Below are 14,299 nucleotides of genomic sequence, written 5' to 3'. Positions count from 1 at the left end.
GGGCGCGGTCCGTGAGCCGGGAGTGAGCCGGACCGCGCGCGGGTCAGTTGCGGGAGCCCACCGGGGAGCGGTCCTCGTCCGGGTCCGCGTCGCCGTCGGAGGAGGCCGGTGCGGCGGAGCCGTTGGCGGCGACCGCGGCCGGGGCGGCCTCGGTCTCGCCCGCGGACTCGGTGCCGCCCTCCTGGCGCTCCTTGTCGGCGTCCTCGCCGTCGTACTTCATGAGGGCGTCCATGTCGATGGTGTTGGGCCGGTCCAGGACCTCGCGCAGCCGCTCGCGGTCCAGGGTCCCGGTCCAGCGCCCCATCACCAGGGTGCCGACCGCGTTGCCGGTCAGGTTGGTCAGGGCGCGGGCCTCGGACATGAACCGGTCGATGCCGACGATGAGCGCGATCCCGGCCAGCGGGATGACGTCGCCGAACGCGGCCAGCGAGGCGGCCAGGGTGACCAGGCCGGCGCCGCTGACGCCCGCGGCGCCGTTGCTGGAGATCACCATGAACAGCAGCAGGCCGATCTGGGTCCAGATCGAGACGTCCGAGCCGGTGGCCTGGGCGATGAAGATCGCGCCCATCGCCATGTAGATCGCGGTGCCGTCGAGGTTGAAGGAGTACCCGGTGGGGATGGTGAGGCCCACCGTCGACTTCTTCACGCCCGAGGCCTCCATCTTGACCATCATGCGCGGCAGGACGGACTCGCTGGAGGAGGTGCCCAGGACGATGAGGAGCTCGTCGCGGATCAGGCGGATCACCTTGAACAGGCTGAAGCCCGCCATGCGCGAGATGACGCCCAGGACCACCACGATGAAGATCACGCAGGTGATGTAGAAGCTGAGCATGAAGTAGGCGAGGCTGCCCAGCACCTTGCTGCCGTGCTCGCCGATGGTGAAGGCCATGCCGCCGAAGGCGCCGATGGGTGCGGTGTACATGACGATCTTGATGACGCCGAACATGATGTGCGACATCGTGTCCAGGGCGCGGATGGCGGGCTCGCCGCGCTTGCCGAGCATGGTGAGCGCGCAGGCCACCAGGATCGCCAGCAGCAGGACCTGGAGCAGCTGGCCGTCGACGAAGGCGGACATGAAGGAGTCCGGGACGATCGCGCGGAGGAAGCCGGCGATGCCGCCCTCGGTCGCCTCGACCTTGGCGATGGTCTCGGCGGCGTCGGCCTCGTCGAAGGACATGTTGAGCCCGACGCCGGGCTGCATGATGTTGACGGTGATCAGGCCCAGGGCCAGGGCGATGACCGTGGTGACGGTGAAGTACACCATGGTGCGCATCGCCAGGCCGCCGGCCTTGGCCAGGTTGCCCATGCCGGCGATGCCGACGGCGACGGTACAGAAGATCGTGGGGGCGATGACGACCTTGACGAGGGCGATGAACAGGTCGGCGAGCCAGCGCATGCCGGCCGCCTGCTGGGGGAAGGCCAGGCCGACGATGATGCCGAGCGCGATACCGATGAGCACCCAGAAGTACAGGTGGCGGTAGATGGGCTTCTTGACGGGGACGGGGCCAGAGACGGCTCCCTTGCCCGCGGTGGCGGCACGTCCGAAGATCGACATGGCCCCCTCCTCTGAAAGTTTTTGTGCGGCTGGTCACAGGAACTCTCACTGAGAGGCGGGTAACAGTCGAACTTCACGCGGAAACTTAAGATTTACCTGACATTTGCTCACCCATCGTGCCCGCTTATGTCGCCCTTATCGACACAGCGTGAACATGGGACGCCGTTCGTCACGGACAGTGAGGTGGCGCGCGGGTGCGACGACGTTGCGTGCCGGTGAGCGCGCCCCGGTGGGCATCGTCACCCCCTTCGCCATCTCCCTCCCGCACCCGTCCGCGTGGTAGGCCGGGCGCCGGGTTCAGGGCCGCACAGGGTTCAAGAGTGCGCGGGGTTGAGGAGTACGCAGGGTTCAGGACCGCGCCGGGTCGCCCTCGCGGACCCGGACCAGCCGGGTGAGCAGGGCCAGCACCGGCAGCTCCAGCAGCGGCCCGGCCACCAGGGCGACCGCGATGAGCGGCCGGTCCGGGAACGCCGCCACGGCGATCGCCAGCGCGATCGGGGAGTTGCGCGCCACCGAGGTCATGGTCAGCGCCACCCGCTGGTCGCCGGGCAGCCGCAGCAGCCGCGCCGCGCCCAGCGCCAGCAGCGGGGCCGCGACGAAGAAGACCAGCAGCGGCGGCACCAGCGCCGCCAGCTCTCCCGCGTGGGCGAGCACCGTGCGGGCCTGCCAGGCGAACATGGCCGCCACCGCCAGGTACAGCAGCGGCAGCACCGCCGCCGCGGCCCGGTCCACCAGCACCCGGTCCCGCCACTCCGCTCCCTTGAACCGGGCCGCGGCCCACCGGGCGAGCACCGCCGCCGCCAGCGGCACCACCAGCACCAGCAGCACCGACTCCACCAGTGTCCCGCCGTCCACCATCGCGGCCTCGCCGCCCAGCAGCAGCACGTACACCGGCAGCAGCAGCAACTGGAGCACCAGGTTCACCGGCAGCAGCGCCGCCGCCACCCCCATGTGCCCGCGGCCCAGGCGGGTGAACACCAGGTACCAGTCGGTGCAGGGGGTCACGAGCAGCAGCAACAGGCCGATCCGCAGGTCTGGGGCATCGCCCAGCAGGCCCGCGCCCAGCCCCCAGGCCAGCAGCGGGGTGAGGACGAAGTTCAGCACCAGGCTCGCCGCGACGACGGCCCGGGCCGACCGGACCTCGGCCACCTGGGCGGCGTCCACCTGCACGAACACCGCGGCGAGCATGAGCACCAGCGCGGGCAGCACCAGGTGCCCGGCGGCGTCGGCGATCGGGAGCAGCAGCCCCAGGCCCAGCCCCAGCAGGGCGGCCGCGGCCACGAACAGGCTCTGGAACTTCTCGGACGCGGACACGCGGCGGCCTTCCGGCGGTGGGGAACGGGCACCTCAACGGTAGTGCGCGGGGCGGGGCCGGGGCCGGGCGGGACGCCGTGGGGCGTCCCACCCGGCCGGGTGCGGTCCGGGCCCGGGCCGGAACCCGGGACCCGGTCACGACCCGGACCGCACCCCGGGCTCAGGTCGGCAGCGCGCCGCTGCGGGCCAGCTCCCCGTACCACCGCGCGCTCGGCTTGACCGTGCGCGCGAAGGTCTCCCGGTCCACCGCCACCAGCCCGAACGTGGGCCTCCAGGAACCCCACTCGTAGTTGTCCAGCAGTGACCAGTGCAGGTAGCCGCGCACGTCCACCCCGTCGGCCAGGGCCCGGCCCAGCCCGGCCAGCGCGCCCCGGGTGTACTCGATCCGCTCCTCGTCGGAGGCGGTGGCGATGCCGTTCTCCGTGACCAGGACCGGGACCCCGCCGGTGCGTTCGGCGGTGTGCCGGATCGCGCCCTCCAGCGCCCGCGGGTGGAACTCCCACCCGGTGAGGGTGCGGCGGGCGTCCGGCGCCGGGTCCACCGGGCCGTCGGGGCCGATGACCACCCGGGTGTAGGCCTGCACGCCGACGAAGTCGTCCTCGCGCGCCGCGTCCAGGAAGAGGTCCTCGCGCGAGTACGCCCACTCCCGCGCCAGGTCCTCGGCCCCGTCGACCGCCTGGAAGTTCTGGTTGGCCACCGTCCACCCGCTGCGCAGCCCCGGCAGCGCCGACAGCTCCTCGCGGGCGGCATGGTGGGCGGCGACCAGGGCCCGGGAGACCTCGGCGTCCGGCGGGGGCATCGCCCCGGCCACCAGCTCGCGGCGCTCCTCCCGGTCCTCGGAGGTGCGGCGCAGCCCGGAGATCATCGCGACCATGTTCGGCTCGTTGATCGTGCACACCCACGGCACACCGTCCAGGATCGGCAGCACCCGGCGCACGTACCGGCGGAACAGGTCGATGCCCTGCGGCCCGGTCCACCCGCCCCCGGCGGAGAACCACAGCGGCGACGTGAAGTGGTGCAGGGTCACCACGGGGGTCAGCCCCCGCTCCAGGCAGCCCTCGATCATCCGCCGGTAGTGGGCGAGCGCGGCCGCGGAGAACTCGCCGGGAGCGGGCTCGATCCGGGACCACTCCACGCCGAAGCGGTAGGTGTTCAGGCCCAGGTCGCGCACGATGTCCAGGTCCTCGCGCCACCGGTGGTAGGAGTCGCAGGCGTCGCCGCTGAGCTCCTTCAACGGTGAGTCGGGCGCGTGCTCCAGCGCCCAGATGTCGCTGGCGACGTTGCCGCCCTCGACCTGGTGCGGCGCGGTCGCCGCACCCCACAGGAAACCCTCGGGGGTCGTCGTCATCGGTGTCTCCTCCCGGCCCGTCAGCCCGTGTACCCGCCGCGTTCGATCGCGGCCTTTCTCCTGCCCTCGATGTCGGCGACCAGCAGGTCGACCACCTCGGCGGTGACCCCCATCCCGAAGGTGCGCAGGGTGATGAGCGGGACCTGGGCGGCCATCCGCAGCAGTTCCTCGGGGACCTCCCGGAGCTCGGGGACGCCGTCCATGAGCTCGGCGACGACCGGGCCGGCGATCGGGTGCGCCCGCCACTCGGCGATGGTGGAGCGGCCGGTCAGCGGCGGCAGGAACCGGTCTCCGGGGCTCTCGACCTCCCCGGTGAGGCGGATGTCGCGCGAGGACGCGCCGACCTCGACCGTGTACGTCCCGGCGGCCAGGGACCAGCGGTGGTGTCCGGCGTCCCAGGTGCTCAGGTCGCGGCCGGTCAGCGCCAGCTCGACCCGCTCGGCCTCCCCGGGCTCCAGGAACACCTTGGCGAACCCGCGCAGCTCGCGGCGGGGCCGGTCCGGGCGGTCCCGCACGACCCCGGTGTAGAGCTGGGCGACCTCGGCGGCGGCCCGGTCCCCGGTGTTGGTGACGGTGAACGCCACCGTCCAGGAGTTCTCACCGGTCGCGGTGACCTCCAGGCCGGAGTAGGCGAACTCGGTGTAGGTGAGGCCGTGCCCGAAGGGGTGGGCCACCGGCCGGTCCAGGGTGTCGAAGTACCGGTACCCGACGTACACGCCCTCGCCGTAGGAGCAGGTGCCCTGCCCGCCGGGGAAGTGCAGGTACGAGCCGTGGTCGGAGAGCCGCAGCGGGATGGTCTCGGTGAGCCGCCCGGAGGGGGAGACCACGCCGGTCAGGACGTCGGCCGTGGCCGCGCCGCCGGCCTGGCCCAGCAGCCACCCCTCCAGGACCGCGTCGGCGTCGTCCTCCCAGGGGGAGGTCGCCACCACACCGCCGTTGGACAGCACGACCACCACGCGCTCGGCCGCCTCGCGGACCCGCGCCAGCAGGGCGGTCTGGTCGGCGGGCAGGTCGATGTGGTCGCGGTCGTAGCCCTCGGACTCGGCGGCGTCGGGCAGGCCCAGGAACAGCACGGCCGTCCCGGCGGCGCGGGCCGCCGCCACCGCCTCCTCGACCAGGGCCGGGGCGGGGGCGCCGTCCAGCGTGAACCCCGGGGCGAACGCCACCCGGCCGGGCATGGCCGCGTTCAGCGCGTCCAGCGCCGAGTGCACCCGGGTGGGCACCACGTGGGAGGAGCCGCCGCCCTGGTAGCGCGGCGAGCGGGCGAACTCGCCGATGACCGCCACCGGGCGCTCCCGGTCCAGCGGCAGCGCGCCGCGCTCGTTCTTGAGCAGCACCAGCGCCTCGCGCGCCGCCTCCCGGGCCAGGGCGTCGTGCGCCTCGTGCCCGGGGGAGCGGGAGGTGTCGGTGGACACGCGCTCCTGGAGGCGGCGCAGCCGCTCCACGACCGTGTCCAGGACGGACTCGTCCAGGTCGCCGCGTTCGACGGCCGCGGCGATCTCGGCGTCCGTGCCGCTGGGCGGCATCTCCAGGTCCAGCCCGGCGCGGACCGAGTCCACCCGGTCCACGACCGCGCCCCAGTCGGAGACCACGGCGCCCTCGTACCCCCACTCGCCGCGCAGCAGGTCGGTGAGCAGCCACGGGTCCCGGCTCGCGTGCACGCCGTTGACCCGGTTGTAGGAGCACATCACCATGGCGGGCTCGGTGGTCCGGATGACCTCCTCGAACGCCGGGAGGTAGATCTCGCGCAGGGTGCGCTCGTCCACCTCGGCGCTCACCCGCATCCGGTCGGTCTCCTGGTTGTTGACGGCGAAGTGCTTGACGCACGCGCCGACCCCCTGCGATTGCAGGCCCTCCACCAGGGCGGCGGCGATCCGCGCGGTCACGTGCGGGTCCTCCGAGACGTACTCGAAGTTGCGCCCGCACAGCGGGGACCGCTTGATGTTCATGCCCGGGCCCAGGACGACGTCCACGCCCGCGGCGGACGCCTCGGCGCCCAGGGCCGACCCGACCCGGTGCACCAGGGCGGGGTTCCAGGTGGCGCCCAGGGCGACGGCGGGCGGGAAGCAGGTGGCCGGGAGGCTGTGCCCGATGCCGAGGTGGTCGCCCTCCTCGGGCTGGACGCGCAGGCCGTGCGGGCCGTCGGACAGGTGCAGCGAGCGCAGGACACCGTCGACGGCGGTGGTGTGCCAGGTGTCGGAACCGGAGGTGGCCGACGCCTTGGCGGCGAGGGGCAGGGAGGTCGGTGGGGCCGGGGGGCTCGGGGGAACCGGGGTCGGGGGAGGGGTGGCGTTCATGGGGGCCTTTCGGGTGAGGGTCAGGTGTCGTCGGTCTCCTCGACGGCGACGCCCAGGAGACGCAGGTAGTCCAGGGCTGAGGCGCGCATGTCGACGGATTCGGGGGCCAGCAGCCACTGGACCTGGAGGCCGTCCAGGAGGGCGAGGAGCTGGACGGCGGCCGTCTCCGGGGACACCCCGGGACGGTCCGCGAGCAGGACGGTGAACGCCGAGGCCAGGCGCTCGCGCAGGATCTCGTAGCGGCGGGTGAAGTAGAAGTTCGCCGGGTGGTCGGGGTCGGTGGCCTCGGCGGAGAGCTTGGCGTAGAGGGAGACCAGGCCGGGGATCCGGGAGTTGCGCTCGATGATGCCGACGAGGTTCTCGATCAGCTCGGCGGAGTCCAGTCCCGGGTCGAGCACCAGGGGCGCGTCGACCTGGTCGCGCCTGGTCAGGACGTCGATGAGGGTGGCCTCCTTGCTGGGGAAGTGGTGCAGGACCCCCGCGTGGGTGAGTCCGGCGTGGGCGGCGATGTCGCGCAGCGACACCGCCCGGTACCCCGATCGGGAGAAGAGCTCGAAAGCGGCGTCGATGATGCGCTGCCGGGTGCGTTCACCCTTGGTCAGGCGGGGGTGTTCGGGGGTCTGCTCGGTCACCGGGGTTCTCTCCTCGCGCTGCGTTGTCCCCCGGTCCCCGTCGGGGACCGGATGTGCGATGGCTAAGAGGTTACGGCTCCGGTGCCCGTGTTCTCGCTGATCGAAGGCCCTTTCTGATCCGCTCCCGAGTGGTGTACGGTGTGCGTCACAAAACCTACCACATGGTTAGTTTGTGATCTGCCTCTCTTGCTTGCCTTCGGGTGCACCCGCCCCGGACCTCCCCCACGGAGTGACACATGCAGAAAAGAACCGGCCTCACCACGGCCGTCGCCGCGGTCGGCGCGACGACGCTCCTGCTCACCGGCTGCGCCGGCGGGGACGGGGGCGACCCCGATACCTCGACCCTGTCCATCGCGACCATGACGTTCCCGCAGAGCCTCGACCCCGCCGAGGCCATGGGGTCGGCGCTGCCCTACTTCCAGGCCGTCTACGACACGCTGGTCAAACGCGAGCCGGACGGCTCCTACACGCCGATGCTGGCGACCGAGTGGTCCTACGACGACACGCTCACCGAGCTGAGCCTGACCCTGCGCGAGGACGTCGCCTTCGACGGCGGCACCCCGTTCGACGGCGAGGCGGTCAAGGCCAACCTGGAGCGGTTCCGCGACGCCGGGGGCGGCCAGGCGGCGACGATGGCCTCCCTGGAGGAGGTCGAGGTGGTCGACGCGACCCACGTCGTCCTGCACCTGTCCCAGCCCAACCCGGCGATGCTCTTCTACCTCAGCGACGCCGCCGGGCTGATGGCCGACCCGGCCGCGTTCGACGGGGAGGGCCTGGGCACCGACCCGGCCGGGACCGGCCCCTACGAGCTGGACACCGGGCGCACCGCCGTCGGCACCACGTGGGTCTTCACCCGCGCCGACGACTACTGGGGCGAGGAACCGCCCTACGACGAGATCTCGATCGGGTACTTCGACAACGAGACCGCCATCGTCAACGGGCTGCGCACCGGCCAGATCAACGCCGCCCTCGTCCAGACCGCCGACCAGCAGCAGGTCGTGAGCGAAGACGCGGCCCTGGAGACCCTCCCGCAGAGCATCGACTACCAGGGGATCATCCTCTTCGACCGGGACGGCGCCCTGGTCCCCGAACTGGCCGAGCCGAAGGTGCGCCAGGCCGTCGCCCACGCCCTGGACCGCGCGACCATGCTCGAACAGCTGCGCGGCGGGCAGGGCGAGATCACCGACCAGGTCTTCGGCACCGAGACGGCCGCCTACGACCCCGAACTCGACTCCCGCTACCCCTACGACCCGGACCGGGCGCGGGAACTGCTGGAGGAGGCCGGGTACCCCGACGGGTTCTCCCTCACCCTGCCCCGGATCGGCGCCATCGTCCCCGACGCCATGGCCGCCAGCATCAAGACCGACCTGGCCGCCGTCGGCATCGACCTGGCCTGGGAGGACCTCGAACAGGGCAACGCCCTGTCGCGGATCTTCGTCGACCAGGCCTTCCCCGGCATGGTCATGAACAACGCCCAGCCCGCCGAGGACTGGATCACCGTCGCCGAACTCGTGCTGCCCGGCACGTTCAACCACCGCGGCAACACCGACGAGGCCGTGCAGGAGCTGACCGCCGAACTCCAGAACTCGCCCGCGGGCGAGGGCGACGAGGCCGCCCGGGAACTCAACCGGCACCTGGTCGAGCAGGCCTGGTTCGTGCCCTTCTACCGGATGCAGTACCTGCACGTCACCGACGGCACCGTCGCCGTCGAACCCCAGTCGGGCATGGCCGTGCCGTCCCTGTACAACTACACCCCCGTCGACTGACCCATGGCGTTCTTCGTCCTGAGGAGGGCGGGATCGGCGCTGCTGCTCCTGCTCGTGGTCTCCGCCCTCTCCTTCACCCTGCTGTCGATCCCCGACCTCGACGTCGGGCGCCAGCTCCTGGGGCCCGGCGCCGACCAGGAGCTGGTCGACGCCCGCAACACCGCCCTCGGCCTGGACCGGCCGGTCGTCGTCCGCTACCTCGACTGGCTGCTGTCCGCCGTCCGCGGCGACCTGGGGACCTCCTGGTTCACCGGCGAGGACGTCTCCCGGGCCATCGGCAACCGGCTCCCCGTCACCCTCAGCCTCATGGTGGGCGTGACCCTGGTGACCGCCGTCGCCTCCTTCGGCCTGGGCGTGTGGGCCGGCGTGCGCCGCGGGTTCGTCGACCGGATCGTGCAGGTCGTCGGCGTGGTCGGCTACGCCCTGCCCGGATTCCTGGTCACCCTCGTGATCGTGCTGGTGTTCGCGGTGCAGCTGCGCTGGTTCCCCGCCATCGGCTACATCCCGCTGAGCAGATCCGTGAGCGGCTGGCTGAGCACCGTCACCCTGCCGGTCCTGTCCCTGTCCATCGCCTCCGTCGCCGGGGTCTCCCAGCAGGTCCGCAGCTCGGTGATCGAGGTGCTGGGCCGCGACCACGTGCGCACCCTGCGCGCCCGCGGGCTGCCCTCCGGGCGGGTGGTGTTCCGGCACGTGCTCCGCAGCGCCGCCACCCCCGCGCTCACCGTGCTGGGCCTGCAGTTCGTCGGCCTGCTCGGCGGCGCCGTCCTGGTCGAGCAGATCTTCGGCCTGCCCGGCATCGGCGCCATGACCGTCCAGTACACGACCCGCGGCGACGTCCCCGTGATCATGGGCCTGGTGATGATGACGGTGATCGGTGTCGTCGTCATCAACCTCCTCGTGGACGTCCTCGTCGGCTGGCTCGACCCGAAGGCGAGGCTCACGTGACCGAGCAGAACACCCCCGCGGCGGCCGCCGTTCCCGCGCCCCCGCGGCGCTCCGGCGTGGTGCGGCGGTTCCTCACCGACCCCCAGGCCGTCCTGTCCTGCCTGGTCCTGCTGGTGATCGCGGGCCTGGTGCTGTTCGCCCCCTGGGTGACCCCGCACGACCCCGACGCCGCGAACCTGCGCGACGCGTTCGGCCCGCCCGGCGACGGGCACCTGCTCGGCTTCGACTCCGCGGGCCGGGACGTGTGGGCGCGCCTGCTGTACGGCGGGCGCAACACCCTGGGCGGGGCGCTGCTGGCCGTCGCCGTCGCCCTGGCCGTCGGGGTGCCCGCGGGCCTGGCCGCCGGATACCACGGCGGATGGTTCGACACCGCCTCCGGGTGGGTCGTCAACCTGGTCATGGCGCTGCCCGCCATGGTCGTCCTGCTCGCCTCCCGCGCCGTCCTGGGCCCCACCGTGTGGGTGCTCATGATCGTGCTCGGCGTGCTCGTCTCACCCTCCTTCTACCGCCTGGTGCGCGGCGTCGTCGCCGGGGTCCGCGGGGAGCTGTACGTGGACGCCGCCCGGGTGTCCGGGCTCGGCGACCTGCGCATCATCGCCCGCCACGTGCTGGTGGTCGTGCGCGCGCCCATCATCATCCAGACCTCGCTGGTCGCCGGGATGGCCATCGGACTCCAGGCGGGCCTGGAGTTCCTGGGCATCGGCAGCGGCTCGCTGCCCACCTGGGGCGCGATGCTCAACGAGGCGTTCACCAACATCCAGCGGGCGCCGCTGTTCATGCTGTGGCCCGGCCTGGCGCTCGGGCTCACCAGCGCCGCGCTGGTCCTGCTGGCCGGGGCGATGCGCGACGTTCTGGAGGACCGCGGCGTCGCCCCCGCCACCGGGCGCCGCTCCCGCCGGGCCGCCGACGCGCCCACCACCCTGGAGACCGCCGGCGAGCGCGCCGACCTGCTGTCGGTGCGCGACCTCGCGGTCGCCTACACCCGCGCCGACGGCTCCGCCACCGAGGTCGTCCACGGGGTCGACCTCGACGTGCGCCGCGGCGAGATCCTCGGCCTGGTCGGAGAATCCGGCTCCGGCAAGTCCCAGACCGCGTTCTCGGTCCTGGGCCTGCTGCCCGTTGGCGGCCGCGTCGCCCGCGGCAGCATCCTCATCGACGGCACCGAGGCCGTCGGGGCGAACGAGCGCACCCTGCGGGGCCTGCGCGGCGCCACCGTCGGCTACATCCCGCAGGAGCCGATGAGCAACCTCGACCCCGCGTTCACCGTCGGCGACCACCTCACCGAACCCCTGCGGGTCCGCGGCGGCCTCACCCGGGCCCAGGCCCGGGACCGGGCCCTGGAACTGCTGCGCCAGGTGGAGATCCCCGACCCGGAACGGGTCGTGTCCGCCTACCCGCACCAGATCTCCGGCGGCATGGCCCAGCGGGTCCTCATCGCCGGGGCGATCTCGCTCGACCCCGCCCTGCTCATCGCCGACGAACCCACCACCGCCCTGGACGTCACCGTCCAGGCCGAGGTCCTGGCGCTGCTCCGCCGCCTCCAGGCCGAACGCGGTCTGGGCGTCCTGCTGGTCACCCACGACCTCGGCGTGGTCGCCGACCTGTGCGACCGGGTCGCCGTCATGAGCGGCGGCCGCATCGTCGAGACCGGCACCGCCGCCGACCTCCTCACCCGCCCGGAGCACCCCTACACCCGCCGCCTCCTCGCCGCGGTCCCCGACGACGCCCCACCCCGCACCCCCTGGACCCCGGAGGCCCGATGACCGCCCCCGCACTACGGGCACCCCGGCCCGCCACGTCCGACCCCGACCCTGTACGGCGGTACACCGGCCCCACCGGTCAGATCGGCTGCTGCCACAGGTGTCCGCTGGGGGAGTGGCAACCCGGCACGCCCGACCCCGGCCCGGGCGTCGTACGGCGGCACACCGGCCCCACCGGCCCCAGCGGTGGCCGCGGGTGTGTGCCGCGGGGGTGGCAAGGAGCCGCCGGACACGGCCCTGGTACGGGTGTCGTACAGCGGTCCACCGGCCACAGCGAGCACACCGGTCACAGCCGCGGCCACCGCAGGTGTGCGCCCCGGGCGCAGCAGCCCGGGACACCCGGCCCCGGCCCGGGTGTTGCACGGCGGCACACCGGCCACAGCGGTGATCACCGCGGCTGTGCGCCACGGGCGTGGCGAGAGGGTCCCGGGCACGGCTCTGGCCCGGGTGCTGCACGGCGGTGCATCGGCCTCACCGGCCCCACCGGCCACAGCGAGCACACCGGTCACGACGGTCACGACGGACGGGAGACGGACACATGACCGACCACGAAGCCCTGCTGGAGGTGCGCGATCTGCGGGTGTCCTTCCCCGGGTGGACGCGGCGGGCGGCGCGCACCGAGGTCCTCAAGGGGGTGTCGCTGGACATCCGGCCCGGGGAGACCCTCGGCCTGGTGGGGGAGTCCGGTTCGGGTAAGTCCACCATAGGCCGGGCGGTGCTGGGACTGGTCCCCGTGGCGGGCGGCACCATCACGTTCGCCGGGGAGCGGATCGAACACGCCGGCTGGCGGCGGCGACGCGCCCTGAGCCGGGAGATCCAGGTGGTCTTCCAGGACCCCTACACCTCGCTCAACCCGTCCCTGCTCATCGGCGACACCCTCGCCGAACCCCTCATCGCCCAGGGGACACCCGCCCGGCGGGCCCGGGAGCGGGTCGCCGACCTGCTCGACCGGGTGGCGCTGCCCGCCGACGCCGCACACCGCCTGCCCCGCGAGTTCTCCGGCGGCCAGCGGCAGCGGGTGGCCATCGCCCGCGCCCTGGCCATCGAACCCCGGCTGATCGTCTGCGACGAACCGGTGTCCGCCCTGGACCTCACCACCCAGCGCACCGTCATGGACCTGCTGTTGGACATCCAGGAACGCACCGGCGTCTCCTACCTGTTCGTGTCGCACGACCTGTCGGTGGTGCGCGCGCTCAGCCACCGGGTGACGGTGATCCACCGCGGCGAGCTGGTGGAGACCGGCCCCGCCGAGCAGGTCACCCGCACACCCGAACACCCCTACACCCAGCGGCTGCTGCTGTCCGCCCCGGTCACCGACCCCGAACGGCAGCGCGAGCGTCGCGCCGAATACGAGAGGCGATTCCGTGTCCCCGCTTCCTGAACACCCGGTCGGCGGCCCCGTCCCCGCACCGGTCACCGCACCCACCGGCCCGCCCGTGCGGATCGGGGAGGGCCGCCGGATCACCCTGTCCGGGGCGCCCGCCGACGCCGCCGCCTGGTTCGCCGACCTCGCCCTGCGGCTGCACGGCGTCCGGGTGGAGGAGGTCGCCGCGGGCGGCGACGTGCACGTGGTCCGTGGCGAGGTCGCAGAGGTGCCCCCGGCCGCCGGGACCGACCCCCGGCCCGCACCCGCCGACGAGCGGCACCGCGTGGACATCGCCCCCGGCGGGGTGCGGGTGACCGCGGCCTCCGACGAGGCCGCGTTCCGGGCGCTCACCGCCCTCGCCCAGCTCCTGCACGCCGACCGGGACGTGCGCGCGCCCGGCGGCACCCTCGCCGACGGGCCCCGGTACGCCTGGCGGGGGCTGTCCCTGGACGTGGTGCGGCACTTCTTCACCGCCGACGAGGTGCGGCGGGTCATCGACCTGCTCGCCCTGTACCGGTTCAGCGTCCTGCACCTGCACCTCACCGACAGCGAGGGGTGGCGGGTGGAGTCGGCGGCGTGGCCCCGGCTCACCGCGGGCGGGCCGCACTACACCCGCGCCGAGTTCGCGGAGCTGGTGGAGTACGCCGCCCGGCGGTGCGTCACCGTGGTGCCGGAGGTGGACCTGCCCGGGCACACCGGCGCCGCGTTCGACGCCTACCCCGAACTCCAGGGCGACCTCCCGGTGATCCACCCGCGGGTGCGGTTCCTGCACCCGGACGTGCCCGTGGCCCGCGACTTCGCTGGCGACGTCATCGGGGAGTTCGCGGAGCTGTGCCCGGGGCCGTTCCTGCACATCGGCGGGGACGAGCCGTTCGGCATGGAACACGACGACTACGTGCGGTTCGCCCGCCACACCCACGCCTGCGCCCGGGCGGCGGGCAAACGGGTGGTGGCCTGGCAGGAGGCCGCCCGGGCCGGGGTCATGGACGGTCGGGACGTCCTCCAGTACTGGATCGGCGCCCCCGACGAGTTCGACCCCGAGAGCATCAAGGAACAGGTGCCCGAGGAGTTCCACGCCCTGGTCGACCGGGCCGCCGAGACGTTCCGGATCTCCCCGGGGGACGTGCCCGCGGGCATCGCCGCCGGGACGCCGGTGCTGGTCTCGCCCAACTCGGTGCTCTACCTCGACCGCCCCTACGCCGAACCGGCCGCCGCCGACCAGGAGGGGATGCGGGCCCGTCTCGGCCTGCCCGCCTACCCGCCGATCACCCGGGAGGCCGCCTTCGACTGGGACCCGGGGTCGGCCGCGCCGGGCG

At 73.3% G+C, this 14,299-nt stretch carries 10 protein-coding genes; 5 read left to right on the top strand and 5 right to left on the bottom strand.

The window, feature by feature from the left end; translation table 11 throughout:
* Nucleotides 1–43: 43 nt before the first annotated feature.
* The 5 genes from dctA to ACJOT3_RS23720 form a co-directional block, all read right to left on the bottom strand.
* Entirely contained in the window at nucleotides 44–1,555 is a 1,512-nt protein-coding gene (gene dctA, locus ACJOT3_RS23740) for a C4-dicarboxylate transporter DctA (RefSeq protein WP_406975311.1), read from the bottom strand.
* A gap of 348 nt (nucleotides 1,556–1,903) precedes the next feature.
* Complete coding sequence (locus ACJOT3_RS23735) at nucleotides 1,904–2,869, bottom strand: arsenic resistance protein (RefSeq protein ID WP_406975310.1); 966 nt, start codon at nucleotides 2,867–2,869, stop codon at nucleotides 1,904–1,906.
* 160 nt (nucleotides 2,870–3,029) lie between these two features.
* Nucleotides 3,030–4,217, bottom strand: a complete 1,188-nt coding sequence (locus ACJOT3_RS23730; RefSeq protein WP_406975309.1) for a glycoside hydrolase family 1 protein — start codon at nucleotides 4,215–4,217, stop codon at nucleotides 3,030–3,032.
* A 20-nt stretch (nucleotides 4,218–4,237) separates the two neighbouring features.
* Complete coding sequence (locus ACJOT3_RS23725; protein ID WP_406975308.1) at nucleotides 4,238–6,514, bottom strand: glycoside hydrolase family 3 C-terminal domain-containing protein; 2,277 nt, start codon at nucleotides 6,512–6,514, stop codon at nucleotides 4,238–4,240.
* A 20-nt stretch (nucleotides 6,515–6,534) separates the two neighbouring features.
* Nucleotides 6,535–7,146 (bottom strand): TetR/AcrR family transcriptional regulator, encoded by a 612-nt coding sequence (locus ACJOT3_RS23720; protein WP_406975307.1) that lies wholly within the window; start codon nucleotides 7,144–7,146, stop codon nucleotides 6,535–6,537.
* Nucleotides 7,147–7,382: 236 nt separating this feature from the next.
* On the opposite strand from ACJOT3_RS23720, the gene ACJOT3_RS23715 reads away from it, so the two are divergent.
* The 5 genes from ACJOT3_RS23715 to ACJOT3_RS23695 form a co-directional block, all read left to right on the top strand.
* A complete protein-coding gene (locus ACJOT3_RS23715) occupies nucleotides 7,383–8,912 on the top strand; it encodes an ABC transporter substrate-binding protein (RefSeq protein WP_406975306.1) in 1,530 nt (509 codons plus the stop codon).
* 3 nt (nucleotides 8,913–8,915) lie between these two features.
* Complete coding sequence (locus ACJOT3_RS23710) at nucleotides 8,916–9,857, top strand: ABC transporter permease (protein WP_406975305.1); 942 nt, start codon at nucleotides 8,916–8,918, stop codon at nucleotides 9,855–9,857.
* Nucleotides 9,854–11,620, top strand: coding sequence for a dipeptide/oligopeptide/nickel ABC transporter permease/ATP-binding protein (locus ACJOT3_RS23705; RefSeq protein WP_406975304.1), 1,767 nt, complete (start codon nucleotides 9,854–9,856; stop codon nucleotides 11,618–11,620). Before ACJOT3_RS23710 ends, ACJOT3_RS23705 begins: the two co-directional genes overlap by 4 nt.
* Before the next feature lie 535 nt (nucleotides 11,621–12,155).
* Entirely contained in the window at nucleotides 12,156–12,998 is an 843-nt protein-coding gene (locus tag ACJOT3_RS23700; protein WP_406975303.1) for an ABC transporter ATP-binding protein, read from the top strand.
* Nucleotides 12,982–14,299: family 20 glycosylhydrolase (locus ACJOT3_RS23695; RefSeq protein ID WP_406975302.1), on the top strand; the 1,318-nt coding region annotated here is incomplete at its 3' end. The genes ACJOT3_RS23700 and ACJOT3_RS23695, both read left to right, overlap by 17 nt.

Origin of the sequence: Nocardiopsis protaetiae (assembly GCF_045446735.1) — a bacterium.
GTDB lineage: Bacteria > Actinomycetota > Actinomycetes > Streptosporangiales > Streptosporangiaceae > Nocardiopsis > Nocardiopsis protaetiae.
This window is presented reverse-complemented; position numbering and strand designations above follow the sequence as displayed.

Coding starts and splice junctions, on each gene's coding strand:
- ACJOT3_RS23700 (WP_406975303.1), top strand. CDS start 12,156: ATGACCGACCACGAAGCCCTGCTGGAGGTGCGCGATCTGCGGGTGTCC.
- ACJOT3_RS23710 (WP_406975305.1), top strand. CDS start 8,916: ATGGCGTTCTTCGTCCTGAGGAGGGCGGGATCGGCGCTGCTGCTCCTG.
- ACJOT3_RS23715 (WP_406975306.1), top strand. CDS start 7,383: ATGCAGAAAAGAACCGGCCTCACCACGGCCGTCGCCGCGGTCGGCGCG.
- ACJOT3_RS23725 (WP_406975308.1), bottom strand. CDS start 6,514: ATGAACGCCACCCCTCCCCCGACCCCGGTTCCCCCGAGCCCCCCGGCC.
- dctA (WP_406975311.1), bottom strand. CDS start 1,555: ATGTCGATCTTCGGACGTGCCGCCACCGCGGGCAAGGGAGCCGTCTCT.
- ACJOT3_RS23730 (WP_406975309.1), bottom strand. CDS start 4,217: ATGACGACGACCCCCGAGGGTTTCCTGTGGGGTGCGGCGACCGCGCCG.